Origin of the sequence: Massilia sp. DD77, assembly GCF_036961685.1 — a bacterium.
GTDB lineage: Bacteria > Pseudomonadota > Gammaproteobacteria > Burkholderiales > Burkholderiaceae_D > Telluria.
This window is the reverse complement of the sequence record NZ_JBAMDH010000040.1, coordinates 39,058-53,382: the sequence shown is the minus strand read 5'-3', so window position 1 is coordinate 53,382 and position 14,325 is coordinate 39,058. Positions and strand designations below refer to the sequence as shown.

General features: G+C 68.0%; 16 protein-coding genes. 14 read left to right on the top strand and 2 right to left on the bottom strand.

Annotated features, from left to right (window positions below; genetic code table 11):
• Positions 1 to 304, top strand: a 304-nt coding sequence (locus V7778_RS21295) for a transposase (RefSeq protein WP_335558932.1), incomplete at its 5' end; no start/stop codon positions are given.
• 72 nt (positions 305 to 376) lie between these two features.
• Here the strand turns inward: V7778_RS21295 and V7778_RS21290 are convergent.
• Positions 377 to 2,128, bottom strand: coding sequence for a glutamine--tRNA ligase/YqeY domain fusion protein (locus V7778_RS21290; protein WP_335558930.1), 1,752 nt, complete (start codon positions 2,126 to 2,128; stop codon positions 377 to 379).
• A 143-nt stretch (positions 2,129 to 2,271) separates the two neighbouring features.
• On the opposite strand from V7778_RS21290, the gene V7778_RS21285 reads away from it, so the two are divergent.
• The 7 genes from V7778_RS21285 to V7778_RS21255 all read left to right on the top strand — a co-directional run bounded on the left by V7778_RS21285 (position 2,272) and on the right by V7778_RS21255 (position 7,298).
• On the top strand, positions 2,272 to 2,421 hold the full coding sequence (locus V7778_RS21285; protein ID WP_335558928.1) for a hypothetical protein: 150 nt from the start codon (positions 2,272 to 2,274) through the stop codon (positions 2,419 to 2,421).
• 87 nt (positions 2,422 to 2,508) lie between these two features.
• Positions 2,509 to 2,799, top strand: a complete 291-nt coding sequence (locus tag V7778_RS21280; RefSeq protein WP_335558926.1) for a DnaJ domain-containing protein — start codon at positions 2,509 to 2,511, stop codon at positions 2,797 to 2,799.
• Between the two features lie 52 nt (positions 2,800 to 2,851).
• Positions 2,852 to 3,367, top strand: a complete 516-nt coding sequence (locus V7778_RS21275; protein ID WP_335558924.1) for a hypothetical protein — start codon at positions 2,852 to 2,854, stop codon at positions 3,365 to 3,367.
• Positions 3,364 to 4,152, top strand: a complete 789-nt coding sequence (locus V7778_RS21270) for a hypothetical protein (protein ID WP_335558923.1) — start codon at positions 3,364 to 3,366, stop codon at positions 4,150 to 4,152. Before V7778_RS21275 ends, V7778_RS21270 begins: the two co-directional genes overlap by 4 nt.
• An 11-nt stretch (positions 4,153 to 4,163) precedes the next feature.
• Entirely contained in the window at positions 4,164 to 5,036 is an 873-nt protein-coding gene (locus V7778_RS21265; RefSeq protein WP_335558936.1) for a DUF6178 family protein, read from the top strand.
• The gene (locus V7778_RS21260) at positions 5,033 to 6,244 is read left to right on the top strand and encodes an MFS transporter (RefSeq protein WP_335558921.1); all 1,212 of its coding nucleotides are present in this window, start codon (positions 5,033 to 5,035) and stop codon (positions 6,242 to 6,244) included. Before V7778_RS21265 ends, V7778_RS21260 begins: the two co-directional genes overlap by 4 nt.
• A 109-nt stretch (positions 6,245 to 6,353) precedes the next feature.
• Positions 6,354 to 7,298: a 4-hydroxyproline epimerase gene (locus tag V7778_RS21255; RefSeq protein ID WP_335558919.1), complete on the top strand. Its 945-nt coding sequence runs from the start codon at positions 6,354 to 6,356 to the stop codon at positions 7,296 to 7,298.
• Positions 7,299 to 7,493: 195 nt separating this feature from the next.
• On the opposite strand, the gene V7778_RS21250 is transcribed toward V7778_RS21255, so the two are convergent.
• Positions 7,494 to 8,234 carry an AraC family transcriptional regulator gene (locus V7778_RS21250; RefSeq protein ID WP_335558917.1) on the bottom strand — a complete coding sequence of 247 codons (741 nt, stop codon included), beginning with the start codon at positions 8,232 to 8,234 and terminating at the stop codon, positions 7,494 to 7,496.
• Between the two features lie 167 nt (positions 8,235 to 8,401).
• Between V7778_RS21250 and V7778_RS21245 the strand changes: the two genes are divergently transcribed.
• The 6 genes from V7778_RS21245 (at position 8,402) to V7778_RS21220 (ending at position 14,321) form a co-directional block, all read left to right on the top strand.
• Positions 8,402 to 9,298: a dihydrodipicolinate synthase family protein gene (locus V7778_RS21245; RefSeq protein ID WP_335558915.1), complete on the top strand. Its 897-nt coding sequence runs from the start codon at positions 8,402 to 8,404 to the stop codon at positions 9,296 to 9,298.
• Positions 9,295 to 10,425, top strand: coding sequence for an NAD(P)/FAD-dependent oxidoreductase (locus tag V7778_RS21240; protein ID WP_335558913.1), 1,131 nt, complete (start codon positions 9,295 to 9,297; stop codon positions 10,423 to 10,425). The genes V7778_RS21245 and V7778_RS21240 overlap by 4 nt, the downstream gene beginning before the upstream one ends.
• Positions 10,412 to 10,675: a 2Fe-2S iron-sulfur cluster-binding protein gene (locus V7778_RS21235; protein ID WP_335558911.1), complete on the top strand. Its 264-nt coding sequence runs from the start codon at positions 10,412 to 10,414 to the stop codon at positions 10,673 to 10,675. Before V7778_RS21240 ends, V7778_RS21235 begins: the two co-directional genes overlap by 14 nt.
• A complete protein-coding gene (locus V7778_RS21230) occupies positions 10,672 to 11,922 on the top strand; it encodes an FAD-dependent oxidoreductase (RefSeq protein WP_335558909.1) in 1,251 nt (416 codons plus the stop codon). The genes V7778_RS21235 and V7778_RS21230 overlap by 4 nt, the downstream gene beginning before the upstream one ends.
• Positions 11,923 to 11,947: 25 nt before the next feature.
• On the top strand, positions 11,948 to 13,168 hold the full coding sequence (locus V7778_RS21225; RefSeq protein ID WP_335558908.1) for a M24 family metallopeptidase: 1,221 nt from the start codon (positions 11,948 to 11,950) through the stop codon (positions 13,166 to 13,168).
• A 100-nt stretch (positions 13,169 to 13,268) separates the two neighbouring features.
• The gene (locus tag V7778_RS21220) at positions 13,269 to 14,321 is read left to right on the top strand and encodes a sigma-54 dependent transcriptional regulator (protein WP_335558905.1); all 1,053 of its coding nucleotides are present in this window, start codon (positions 13,269 to 13,271) and stop codon (positions 14,319 to 14,321) included.
• Positions 14,322 to 14,325 lie beyond the last annotated feature (4 nt).

Below are 14,325 nucleotides of genomic sequence, written 5' to 3'. Positions count from 1 at the left end.
CGTGCTCGATCCCGATGTCCTGCTGGTCACCGATGGGCATCCCGCGTACCGCTGCTTTGCGCGCGAGGCGGACATCTCCCATCAGTTCGTCAACTTGCGCGCCGGCGAGCGTATCCGTGGCGCCGTTCACGTGCAAAATGTCAACGCTTACCATCGGCGCTTCCGGCAATGGCTGGCGCGCTTTCATGGCGTTGCTTCGCGTTACCTGCCGAATTACCTGGGCTGGCAATGGGCGCTGGACGGGGCGCGCGTCGCCACGCCAGAGCGATTTCTGCGCTGTGCGATCGGCGTCTTCAACACATAACGGGCACAGCGCCAAAAAAAACGCCGCGATAACGCGGCGTTTTCCTCGGAGAAGCGGTGCTCACTTACCCATTCACTTGCCCCAGCTGTCTTTCAGCGTGGTGACGCGGTTGAACACCGGCTTGCCCGGCTGGGAGTCCACGCGGTCGGCGACGAAGTAGCCGTGGCGTTCGAACTGGAAGCGCTGGTCGGCCACCGCATCCTTCATACCCGGCTCCAGGTAGGCGGTGATGGTCTCGAGGGCGTTCGGATTGAGCGCGGCCTTGAAATCCTTGCCGCCCGCATCCGGCTGCGGTTCGAGGAACAGGCGGTCGTACAGGCGCACTTCGGCCTCGAGGGCGCCGGCGGCGCTGACCCAGGTGATGTTGCCCTTGACCTTGTAGTTGTCTGCGCCCGGCGTGCCGGACTTCGAATCCTCGAAGTACTTCACGTGCACGGCCGTTACGTTGCCGTCGGCATCCTTGTCGTAGCCGGTGCATTCCACCACGTAGCCGTACTTCAGGCGCACGCGCGCGCCCGGCTGGTCGCCCACCGGGGGCGTGAAGCGGAAATAGCCCTTGGTCGGCACTTCCATGAAGTCCTCGCGCTCGATCCACAGCTCGCGCGTGAACGGGAATCGACGGACGCCCCATTCCGGATGGTGCGGATGGACCGGCGAGCTGCATTCGTGGGCTTCGCCCTCGGGGAAGTTGTCGACGATGAGCTTCAGCGGACGCAGCACGGCGATCGCGCGCGGGGCCTTGGGGTCGAGGTCGTCGCGCAGGGCGCCTTCCAGGGTGCCCATGTCGATCCAGCCGTCGGCCTTCGAGACGCCGATGCGCTCGCAGAACAGCTGGATCGATTCCGGCGTGTAGCCGCGGCGGCGCAGGCCGACGATGGTCGGCATGCGCGGGTCGTCCCAGCCGGTCACGATGCCGTCGTCCACCAGCGAGCGCAGCTTGCGCTTGGAGGTGACGACATAGGTCAGGTTCAGGCGCGCGAACTCGTACTGGCGCGGCACCGGCTTGCGGAAGAAACCGCCCTCGGCCAGGGTGTCGACCAGCCAGTCGTAGAACGGGCGGTGATCGGTGAACTCCAGGGTGCACAGCGAATGGGTGATGTTTTCCAGCGCGTCCGAGATCGGGTGCGTGTAGTCGTACATCGGGTAGATGCACCATGTGTCGCCGGTGCGGTGGTGGTGCGCATGGCGGATGCGGTACAGGGCCGGGTCGCGGTTGGTCATGATCGGCGACGCCATCGCGTCCTCGCTCATCTTGGCGCGCAGGATGTGCTCGCCGTCCTTGTACTTGCCGGCCTTCATGTCGCGGAAGAGTTGCAGCGATTCCTCCGCCGGGCGGTCGCGGAAGGGCGAGTTGGTGCCCGGCGTACCGAAGTTGCCGCGGTTCTTCGCCATCTCCTCGGCGCTCTGGCTGTCGACATAGGCCTTGCCGGTCTTGATCAGGTACTCGGCCATCTCGTACAGCTGGTCGAAATAGTCGGAGGCGAAGTACAGGTGCTCCTTGCCCGCCTGTTCCCAGGAGAAGCCGAGCCACTTGACGCTGTCCATGATGGTGTCGACGTATTCCTGCTCTTCCTTCTCGGGATTGGTGTCGTCGAAGCGCAGGTGGCACAGGCCGGCGTAGTCGCGCGCCAGGCCGAAGTTCAGGCAGATCGACTTGGCATGGCCCACGTGCAGGTAGCCGTTCGGCTCCGGCGGGAAGCGCGTGATCACCGGCGGCAGGCCGTCACGCTTGTGGGTGCCGGCCGCCAGGTCGTTTTCGACGATGGCGCGCACAAAGTTCGACGACGGCGGGTTGGCCGCCGGGGTATTCTTGTCGTTACTCATGAAGAATGGATGTTGGAAAGCTAAGTTGGGGGCATTTTACCGTACACGGGGCCGCAGAGGTCCCCTATGTGGTGGAGCGCACCGTCAGGGTGCTTCCCCAGGGTCATACTTGGAGCCAGCTCAACCCCTTGCAAGGTCGAACCATGAAAACCCTCGCCACCCATCCGGACCTGGTGCGCGCCTGGCTGCTGGCGCTCGCCGGCTTGCCCATGCCCGCGCTGCCGGCCGCCCATCCCGCGGATCCCGCGCCGCCCGGCCCTCCGCTGCCGCCGGCGCCGGCCTACCGGCACTAAGGCGCACCTGTTAACAGTCTGGCAAGCCTGACAGCTTATCCTTTTATATAGGATAATCTCCCCTTTGCCGATTGCCGGAGAGCCCAAGTGGAAAATTTATACGCGATCCTCGGCGTCGCGCCGAACGCCAGCGACGACGAGATCAAGAAGGTCTACCGTTCGCTCGCCATGCGCTACCACCCGGACCGCAACCAGGCGCCGGGCGCGGAGGCGCGCTTCAAGGCCGTGACGAAGGCGTACGAGATCCTGTCCGACCCCGCCAAGCGCGAGGAATACAACCAGAGCGTCAACCACCGCATCGTGCTCGATGCCGAAGCCGAGGCCTTCGAGCTGTGGCGTTCGCTGTTCGCCCTCAATGGCGTGAGCCTCCAGGCTTGACCCCGCCCGGGCCGCGCCTTGCGGCCACCCACCGAATCAACAGGATAGAACAATGAAACACGTACATCCCGAATTCTCGTTCCAGTCGCGCGAGCTGGAAGGCCAGATCGAGGGCACCCTGGGCGACCCGCCCAACCGCAAGAACTACGACATGATGGTCGGCGCCCTGGTGTCCGAGTACGCCAGCGGCGCGGGCCTCGACGACGTCAACATGATGGCCTTCGCCCTGGTCGACCGTATCCGCTTCACCGACCCGAAAGGCCTGATGCGCGAAGCCGCCGACTACGAAGGCGGCGACCCGGCGCGCGTGTTCGGGATGGCCGAGTGCGACGGCGACGGCGGCGCGGCCATGTACGAGGCGATGACCGCCAACTACCCTGACCTGGCGCGCCAGGCCATCATCACCGCCTTCCTGTACAAGAACCAGGGCCGCTGGGACGATGTCGACCAGTCGCTCGACCAGCTGGCCGAGGGCGAGGACGACGACCACGACGAGGACATGGACAGCAGCGCCGCATCCGACGACTTCACCCAGCTGTTCGACTCGGAAGGAGGGGAGCGCGAATGAGCGACGAAGGCAATAAAGGCAGCAATCTCCCCGCCCTCGCCAAGCAGGTCGGCGACCTGGTGCTGGCCGGCTCGCTCGAGCACGCCGAGGAAGTGTTCTCGAAGGCGGCCGACGAGCACGGCGACTACGCCGTGGCCCAGGTGCTGCAAGACCTGCCGCCGCAGGTCACCGCCCTGCACCTGTCCGGCTTCGACGGCGCCAAGACCTCGCTGGCGACCATGCTGGTGCCGCCCAAGGCCTGGGCCGACAGCCTGGCCTACATCGCCGCCACCTGGCCGGACAACATGATCGAGGACGACCCCGAGCGCATCGCCGAGAACCTGTTCAACCACGTGCACGGCGTGGTCTACGCCCAGGACGACGAGGAGCGCCGCAACGAACTGCTGGCCGAGGCGTCCGCCACCGACCACGGCGCCACCGTGTTCGCGATCCTGTGGTCGCTGGCCCCCAAGGACATCCTGGAAGTGGCCGGCGAGATCATCTCCAAGGGCCGCTACGTGACCGCCCAGACCAGCGGCGACAGCGACATCGTGCCGCTGGCGGTCGACCTGGCCAAGGCCAGCGAGGACGGCTGGGAGCGTTCGCTGCTCGAGCTGTTCCCGGAATTCCGCCACAGCGCCGAGATGGCCGACATCGAGCTGCCGGACGACCCGGACGAGGAATCGGAATTCATGCAGCGCTCGACCCGCGAGCTGCTGTACCGCCTGCGCAAGCAGGTGCCCTCGGTGCGCAGTATGCCGCGCCGCAGCAGCCGCCGCAGCCTGGGCACGGACATCTTCTCGTGAGCCAGGGAGTCATGCTGCCCGCCATCGTCATCGAGAAACCGCCGCGCCTGGTGCGCGCGGTCAAGCTGCTCTCCACCGAGGCCACGCTTGAGGAGGCGGCGATCCTGGCGGACGAACTGTCCGGGATCACCGCCATGGTGGCCGAGAAGTTCACCAACGACCGCACCGCCGAAGGCATCCAGCGCGCGCTGCTGCTGACCGTGGGCGGCGTCTCGCTCGGCCTCGAGCACCTGGCCGAAGGCGAGGACGACCTGGCCGCGCTCGACCTCCTGATCGAGGAGGGCGCCGAGCACGTGTTCCAGGCGGGCTTCCGCCTGATCCGCGAGCTGGCCGCGCTGCCCGAGGACAGCCTGATCGGCGAGTACGACACCGACCCGGTGTATGCGCAGCGCCGCCTCAAGGAGCTGTTCGTGGACATCTGCACCGCCGACCCGTCCGAAAGCTGGTCGGGCTACGAGCGCTACCTGGGCCAGGTCCAGCAGAGGAAGAGCGTACAAGCGATCGTGCGGGCCGCGCAGTGGCTGCGCCGCCATCACTACGAAGGCCCGATCAACGATCCGGACCTGAACGCCGAGGGCGTGATCGCGCTGGCGATCATCTTCGCGGTCGAAGGCGGCGCGCGCATCACGGCGCGCGCCGGTCAGAAGGAGTTCGAACGCTTCGTCAAATCGGTGCGCAAGAACCAGCCCGACTTCGAGACCGGCTGGGCCGAGCTGATGGCGCGCGTTCCCGACGCCCACAAGGCCGTCATCGCCGAGCGCATCGACACCTACCGCAGCCAGTGCACGGTGCTGCAGAGCATCTCTACCCGCGCCAGCATGAAGCAGCTGTTCGCCGAGCTGGAAAACTACGCCGGCTCCGAGCTCGAGGCGGACTACCCGTGAACGCGCCGCGCGGTCGGATCGCGTCCGGGAGCATCGAGTTCCGGCGCATCAACCGCGCGATGGCCTTCGGGGGCTTCTCCATCTTCGCTCTCCTGTACTGCGTCCAGCCGCTGATGCCGCTGCTGGCGCAGGACTTCCGCCTCACTCCCGCGCAGAGCAGCCTGGCGCTGTCGGTGTCCACGGCCACCCTGGCGGTGGCGCTGCTGGCCTCGAGCAGCGTGGCCGACCGCTTCGGGCGCAAGACCGTCATGGTGGCGTCGATGTACTTCGGCGCGGTACTGACCCTGCTGTGCGCCTTCACGACCGACTATGCCCAGCTGGTGGCGGCGCGGGCGCTGCTCGGCCTGATGCTGGGCGGCTTGCCGGCGGTGGCCATGGCCTACCTGAGCGACGAGATCGAACCGACCTCGCTCGGCCTGGCGATGGGCATGTACATCAGCGGCAGCGCCTTCGGAGGCATGAGCGGGCGGGTGCTCTCGGCCCTGGTCAGCGACTTCGTCTCCTGGCGCATCGCCGTCGGCCTGCTGGGCGCCGCGGGCCTGTATGCGGCCTGGGAATTCTCGCGCAGCCTGCCGCCTTCGCGCCATGCGGACACGCGTCCGCCCCGCGGCCCCGGTTTCATCGACGGCCTGCGCGTGCACCTGCGCGATCCCGGCCTGCCCTGGCTGTTCGCGCTGCCTTTCCTGCTGATGGGTTCCTTCGTCAGCCTGTACAACTACATCGGCTACCGGCTGCTGGCGCCACCCTTCGGGCTGCGCCAGAGCGCGGTGGGCGCGCTCTCGCTGCTCTACCTGCTGGGGATCTTCAGCTCCATGTGGGCGGGCAAGCTGGGCGACAAGCTGGGGAGGCGCAACGTGCTGTGGCTCCTGATGGGCGTGATGATCGCCGGGCTGCTCGTCACCCTGCACGATTCCGTGATCGCCGTCGTGCTGGGCGTGGGCCTGGCCACCTTCGGCTTCTTCGCCGCGCATTCGGTGGCCAGCAGCTGGGTCGGCAGGCGCGCCAGGCCGCCGCAGGCCCTGGCCTCGGGCATCTACCTGTTCTTCTACTACCTGGGATCGAGCGTGGTCGGCTGGGCCACCGGCTATGTGTGGGAGCACTGGGCCTGGAGCGGCGTCGTGGCGATGCTGGGTGCGGTCCTGGTGCTGGGGCTGGGGATCGCGCTGCGCCTGCGCTCGCTGGCTCCCGTGCCGGTGGCGCCGGGCTGACGCCCGGTATGCCTTTTTCGCCGCCGGCGCAGGCCAAAACGCACAAGACCGCGGCCCCGCATCGCGCTAGTCTGGACGCCTTCCAGCTTGCGAGGGCGAACGCACCGAGATGCACACCATATCGATCATCGATTCCCATACCGGCGGCGAACCGACCCGCCTCATCGTCGGCGGCGGTCCCGACCTGGGCGGCGGCCCCCTGTCCGGGCGGCTGGCGCGCATGCGCGAGCAGTACGACCATCTCCGCACCGGCACGGTCTGCGAGCCGCGCGGCTCCGACGTCATGGTGGGGGCGCTGCTGTGCGAGCCGCATGCGCCGGACTGCGCGGCGGGCGTCATCTTCTTCAACAACGTGGGCTATCTCGGCATGTGCGGCCACGGGACGATCGGCCTGGTCGCCTCGCTGGCCCACCTGGGCCGGATCGGCCCCGGGCGGCACCGCATCGACACGCCGGTCGGCGTGGTGACGGCGGAGCTGCATGCCGATGGTTCCGTCAGCGTCGGCAACGTGCCGTCCTACCGCACCCACAGGCAGGCGAGCGTCGCCGTCGACGGCCATGGCATGGTGAAGGGCGATGTCGCCTGGGGCGGCAACTGGTTCTTCCTGGTGGAGGACCATCCTTTCGAGATCGCCCCGGCGAACATCCCGGCGCTGAGCCGCTTCGCGGAAGCGCTCATGGACGCCTTGCGCGCGCAGGGCATCACCGGCGCAGGCGGCGCGCCCATCGACCACGTCGAGCTGTTCGGGCCATCCGGCGCGGCCGACAGCAGGAACTTCGTGCTCTGTCCGGGCAAGGCCTACGACCGCTCGCCCTGCGGCACCGGCACCAGCGCCAAGCTGGCCTGCCTGGCGGCGGACGGCAAGCTGGAAGAGGGCGCGACCTGGCGCCAGGAAAGCGTGATCGGCAGCGTGTTCGAGGGCAGCTACCGGCACGAAGGCGAGGACGGCAAGATCATGCCGTCCATCCGCGGCAGCGCATGGATCAGCGCCGAGGCGAGCCTGTTGTTCCAGGACGGCGACCCCTTCGCCTGGGGCATTCCGGCCGGACGCTAAGGGCGGTCTGTTGGCGTAGCCGGCAGGGTGGACGGCTTTGCCGTCCACGCGGTGATGGTTTGCGTCGAAATCATCCCGCTCGAAAACGGAGCATCCACCTGTCGCCGCGTGGACGTTTGTAGTTCAGGCCACTGGCCTGATCTACCCCGTCCACCCTACGAATAAGCCAACTGCGGCGCGGCAGTCCGATAGCTCCTAGCCGCCGCGCACGTGCATGGCGTACTGCGTCGGGCTCATGCCCGCGTAGGCCTTGAACTGGCGGCTGAAGGCGCTGTGGTCGGTATAGCCGCATTCGTAGGCGATGTCCGCGATCCTGGCGCCGGGATCGCGTTCGATCAGCGTCCTGGCGGCGCTCAGCCGGCATTGCAGCAGCAGCTGCCGGGGCGAATGCTGGAACACCTTCTGGAACAGCCGCTCGACGCGCGACAGGGACAGCCCCGCTTCCTGCGCCAGCGCCGCCAGCGAGAGGTTTTCCTGGTAGCGTTCGCTGATGGTCTGCGCGATATGGGCGATCTGGCGATAGGCCGGATGCAGCTCGTCCAGCAGTCCCAGGTCTTGCGAGGTGCCGATCAGGCCCGTGACCCGTCCGTCCTTGCCGAACAGCGGCAGCTTCTTGGTGATGCACCAGCCGCGGCTGCGCCCCGGATAGATATGCAGTTCCAGGTGCTTGTCGATGGCGGCGCCGCCGTCGACCACCTTGCGGTCCTGGGCCAGGTAGGTTTCGGCCAGCGCGCGCGGGAACAGCTCGAGCGCCGTCTTGCCGATGACCTCGCGCTTGTGGCGTACGCCGCAGCGCCGCACCATGGTGCGGTTGATGCTGAGGTAGCGGCCCTCGCGGTCCTTGACGAAATAGGCGATGTCGTCCAGGGCGTCGAACAGCGATTCGACGGCCTCCATGCCGATTTCGTCAAAGCGCTTGCATGCCATCAGGTCCATGTCGCTTGCCTCCGTGCCAGCAATATAGGCCCGTCGCGGCGCGCTGGCAAGTGCTTGCGCACTGTGCCGATTTCGGCGCCCTTGCGGCCCGCCGCATGCAAGACCGCCGCGCCGCGAGGCTCTAGCATGGAGGTTTTCAACGTTCAAGACGAAGGAGAGGTAGCGCTATGTGGAGAGGTGTTCTTCCCGCCGTGACGACCAAGTTCAAGGACGACGGCTCCCTGGACCATGAGGAAATGCAGCGCTGCTTCGGCATGCAGATGGAGGCCGGCGTGGACGGCCTGATCGCCTGCGGTTCGCTGGGCGAAGGGCCCATGCTGTCGCACGAGGAACGCATCGCCGTGCTCAAGCTGTGCAAGCAGGCCAGCGGCGGCAAGCCGGTCCTGCTCACCGTGGCCGAGGCGGCGACGCGCGACGCCTGCGCCCTGGCGAAGAAAGCGGCGCAGGCCGGCGCCGATGGCCTGATGGTGGTGCCGAGCACGATCTACCACACCGATCCGCGCGAGACGGTGGCCACCCTGAAGGCCATCGCCGACGCCGGCGACCTGCCCATCATGATCTACTCGAACCGCCTGGCCTACCGCGTCGACGTGACGGTGGACATCATGGAAGAACTGGCCGGCGACACCCGCTTCGTGGCGGTCAAGGAATCCTCGGACGACATCCGCCGCAGCACCGACATCATCAACCGCTTCGGCGACCGCTTCGACCTGCTGACCGGGGTCGACAACCTGGCCTTCGAAGCGCTCAGCGTCGGCGCGGTGGGCTGGGTGGCGGGCCTGTGCCTGGCCTTCCCCCATGAAACCGTGGCGATCTACCGCTTGATGCAGGCCGGGCGCCACGCCGAAGCCCTGCAGGTCTATCGCTGGTTCCGCCCCTTGCTCGACCTCGACGTCTCGACTTACCTGGTCCAGAACATCAAGCTGGCCGAAGCGCTCGCCATCGGGTCGAACGAGCGGGTGCGCGCACCGCGCCTGCCGCTGGCCGGCGAGCGCCGCCTCCAGGCGGAACGAAGGATCCGCTCGGCCATCGCCAGCCGTCCCACGCTTCCCGCCCTGGCGTGAACAGCTTCGATGTCATCGTCATCGGCGCCGGCATCATCGGCGCCGCCTGCGCCGTGGAACTGCAGGCCCTGGGGCGCAAGGTCCTGCTGGTCGACGCCCTGCATCCCGGCGCGGGCGTGACCGCGGCCGGGATGGGCCACCTGGTCGCGCTCGACGAAACGGACGATGAGCTCGACCTCTGCATGCTGTCCCTGGCGCGCTGGGACGCCTACCTGTCGAGGAAGGGCGGGCTGGCCGAGCACGCGCAATGCGGCACGCTCTGGGTCGCCGAAGACGAGGCGCAGATGGCCCAGGCGGCAAGGCGCGTCCACAGGCTGGCGCAACGCGGCTGGAGCGCGTCCTTGCTGTCCGGCGCGGAGCTGGCCAGGATCGAGCCGTCCTTGCGCAAGGGACTGGCGGGCGGCCTCAGGGTCGAGCGCGACAGCGCCGTCTATCCGCCCGCGGTGGCGCGCGAGCTTGCCGCGCGGCTGGTGGCGCAGGGCGGCGCCACCCGGTTCGGGACGCAGGTCCTGCGCATCGGCGCGCACGACATGCAGCTCGCCAGCGGCGAGCGCCTGACGGCGGCCGATATCGTCGTCGCCGCCGGAACGGGCGTGACGAGCCTGCTGCCCGACATCCCTGTGTTCCCGCGCAAGGGCCACCTCGCCATCACCGACCGCTATCCCGGCCGCCTTGCCCACCAGGTGGTGAGCATGGGCTATGGGCAGACCGAGGCGGGAAGCGATGCGTTGGCCGTCGCCGCCAATGTGCAGCCGCGCGCGACCGGGCAATGGCTCATCGGGTCGTGCCGCCAGGACGGCGTCGCGCATGCGGAAGTCGATCCGCGGGTGCTCGCGCAGCTGCTGCGCTCGGCCATCGCCTTGCTGCCCTGTCTTGCCGGAATGACGATCATCAGGAGCTGGACCGGCATGCGGCCCGCCACGCGCGACGGCAGGCCGATCATCGGCCGCCATCCCGTGCTCGGCCATGTCTGGCTCGCGGCGGGCCATGAAGGACTCGGTGTCACGACGGCCTTCGGCACCGCGCAATTGCTGGCCGACCTGATGCTCGGCAGGCCTGCGTCCATCGACCCCACCCCGTATTCGCCATCGCGTTTCATCCATGCCCCTGCCCATGCTCAAGCTTGACCTTGCTTGCACCGTCACCGTCGATCAGGTGCGGATCGCCGTTCCCGGCGGCGCGACGGTGGCGGCGGCCATCGCCGCCGCCGGCACACTATGCACCCGCCGCTCCGTCACCGGCCAGCCGCGCTTCGCCTTGTGCGGCATCGGCCACTGCCAGGAATGCCGCGTGACGATCGACGGCAAGCCGCACCAGCTGGCTTGCCGCACCCGCTGCAGGGACGGCATGGAGATCGCGACCGGAGGCGAGGCATGAGCGCCGCCGACCTGCATATCGTCGGCGCCGGCCCGGCGGGGCTGTCGGCGGCGCATTCCGCGATCGTGGCCGGGGCCAGGGTCTGCCTGATCGACAACGACCATGCGGCGGGCGGCCAGGTCTGGCGGGGAGGGCCGGCCGCCTGGACCGACCCACGCGCCCGGGACATCTGGAAGACCTTGCAGGCGCATCCGAACTTCACCCATCTGCGCGGCGCCCAGGTGATCGGCAGCGCCGGCGCCGATTCCCTGCTGCTGGAAGCCGGCGGCCAGGCGCTGCGCCTCGATGTCGCGCGCCTGCTGGTCTGCTCGGGCGCCCGCGAGCTCTTCCTGCCGTTTCCCGGCTGGACCCTGCCCGGCGTGACCGGCGCCGGCGGACTGCAGGCACTGATCAAGGGCGGGATGCCGGTGGCGGACAAACGCATCGTGGTGGCCGGCTCGGGCCCCTTGCTGCTGGCGACAGCCGCCACCGCCATCGAGGCCGGGGCAAAGGTCGTGGCGATCGTCGAGCACCAGGGACTGGCGCGCTTGTCGCGCTTCGGCCTGGGACTGCTGTTCCGGCACCAGGACAAAATCCGGCAAGCCCTGGCGCTGTTCGCGCGCCTGCGGAAGATCCCGTACTTCACCGGCGGACGCATCGTCGAGGCCAGGGGCCTGGATGCGGTGCGTAGCCTGGTCGTCACGACCGGGCGCGCTCGGCAGGAGTTCGCCTGCGATCTCGTCGCGGCGGGTTTTGGCCTGGTTCCCGACATCGACCTGGCTTGTGCGATGGGTTGCGAGACCGCCGGCGGTGCCATTGCGGTGGATGCACTGCAAAAGACCAGCCGCCCCGGCATCTGGGCCGCCGGCGAATGCACCGGCATCGGCGGCGTGGACAAGGCAATCGCCGAAGGGCGCATCGCCGCGCTGGATGCATTGGAGACGAGTCCATCGGCGCAGGACAGGGCGGCGCTCGGGCGCAGCCATGACTTCGCGGCCCTGCTGGCGCGCAGCTTCGTACCAGGCGATTCGTTGAAGGCGATGTGCCGGCCGGAGACCATCGTCTGCCGCTGCGAGGACGTCGCCGCCGCCAGCCTGGCGCCGCACCGCGGCTGGCGCGAAGCGAAACTGGCGACACGGGTGGGCATGGGGCCCTGCCAGGGCAAGACCTGCGGCCCGGCTTGCCAGTTCCTGTTCGGCTGGGCGCCGCCCGCACCGCGCATGCCGATCGTGCCCGCCGGTGCACGGGCGCTGTCGCAGATAGAATGAATGAACGCATCACACAGGAGGACACATGCGCATTGGCGGTAGGACGAAGCAAGCGGCGCTGGACGCGCTGGAGAACATGACCGGGCACGCGGCGCCCATCAGCGTGGACGAGCACCTGTCGCGGATCCGGCGCGCGCAGGCATGGATGGGGGCGAATGGCGTCGCCGCGCTCTACCTGAATGCGGGCAGCAACCTGACGTATTTTTCGGGCACCCGGTGGAGCCCCAGCGAGCGCATGGTCGGCGCCATCCTGCCGGCGGTGGGAGAGCTGGTGTATATCGCGCCCGCCTTCGAGGAAGGCACGATCCGGAAATTCATGCGGGTCCAGGGCGAGATCGCCTGCTGGGACGAACACGAGAACCCGGCCGCGCTCCTGCGCCGGGTGCTGGAACAGCGCGCAATCGCGCCCAATTCCCTGTCGGCACCGAAGCTCCTGGTCGACGAGAGCACGCCCTTGCTGATGGCCGACGCGATCCGCGCCGCCATGTCGGGCTATGTGCTGGAGAACGCCTACGCGCTGACGTCGTTCTGTCGCATGCGCAAATCCGAGGCGGAAATCGCGCTGATCCAGTGTGCGATGGACATGACGATGGCGGTGCACCGCGCCGCGGCGTCCATCCTTCACGAAGGCATCACCACGGCGGAGGTGGAGGAGTTCATCCAGCTCGCCCACCGCAAGGTCGGGGCAAGCGGTTCGTATTTCTGCATCGTGCTGTTCGGCGAAGCGACCTCGTATCCCCATGGCGTCAACGACGTCCAGACGCTCGTGCGCGGCGATACCGTCCTGATCGACACGGGCTGCAAGGTCCACAACTATATGTCGGACATCACCCGCAGCTATGTGTTCGGCGAAGCGTCCGAGCGGCAGCGCTTCGTGTGGAAGGCCGAAAAGGAGGCGCAGCAGGCGGCCTTCGAGGCGGCCCGGCCGGGTGTGCCCTGCGAGGAGGTCGACAAGGCGGCCAGGCGTTCGCTCGAAGCGAACGGCTTCGGGCCCGGCTACAAGCTGCCGGGCCTGCCGCACCGCACCGGCCACGGCATCGGCCTCGACATCCACGAAGGGCCCTATCTGGTGGGCGGCGAGACCCGGCTGCTGGAACCCGGCATGTGCTTCTCGAACGAACCGATGATCTGCGTGCCCGGCGAATTCGGCATCCGCCTGGAAGACCATTTTTACATGACGGCCGGCGGACCACGGTGGTTCACCCAGCCGGCCCACAGCCTGGACAATCCCTTCGGCCCGGCCTGAAAGAAAACCGCGCCGCCGGGCTTCCCAAACCCGCATTATTGGACTACCGTTGCGAGATCGATGGCGGCACGACCGCCGCCACCGGGAGCTCGACAATTCCATGCTGCAGGGTGTCATGATGGATGCGTTCAACACGGAGGTTGGCGGAGCCGGTTTCCTGCGCGGCATGGTCGGGCAGTCTCCGCGTTTCCTGGATGTCCTCAAGCTCATTCCGCGCATCGCGCACTATGACGCGCCGGTCCTGATCGAGGGAGAGACGGGGACGGGCAAGGAACTTGCCGCCCGCGGCATCCACGCGGGCAGCCGGCGGCACACCAAGCCATTCGTTGCGATCAATTGCGGTGCGATCCCCGAGAGCCTGATCGAAAACGAATTGTTCGGCCACGCGCGCGGCGCCTACACGGATGCCGGCGCCAGTGCGCCCGGATTGCTGCGGCTGGCCCACCAGGGTTCCTTGTTCCTCGATGAGATCGATGCGCTGCCGCCGCGTGGCCAGGTGGCGCTGCTGCGCTTCCTGCAGGATGGCTACTACCGTCCACTCGGCGCCCGGCATGCGGAGTCGGCCGATGTCCGCATCATCGTCGCTTCCAACCGCAGGCTCAAGACGCTGGTGGGAGAGCACGGCTTCCGGGCCGACCTGCTGTTTCGCCTGCATGTGCTGGCCCTCGACATGCCGGCCTTGCGCGACCGCCCCGGCGATCCGTGGTTGCTCGCGCATCACTTCCTGGACGAATTTACTCAGCGTTATGGAAACACCGCCGGCATCGCCCGGCGCTCGATCGATGCGCGTGCGCATGCCTGGCTCGATGCGTATGCGTGGCCGGGCAATGTGCGCGAACTGGAGAACCTGGTCCACCGCGTCTTCCTGCTGGCGGAGGGGCCGGAACTCCTCCTGCCGGCGCCGGAGGGGCCGGTGTCCGGCCACCCGGACCCCGTGCTGCTGCCGGATGGCGCCGCCCGGCAATCCTATACGGCGGCCCGCGCGCAGGCCCTGGACGCGTTTCACCGGCGCTACCTGATCGATCTGCTCCGGCATGCGCAAGGCAACGTGACGCACGCGGCCCGTCTCGCCGGCAAGGAAAGGCGGGCCCTCGGCAAGCTCCTGCAGAAGTACCACATCGATCCCGCGCGCTTTCGCACCCAAGACCGGTGAGTCG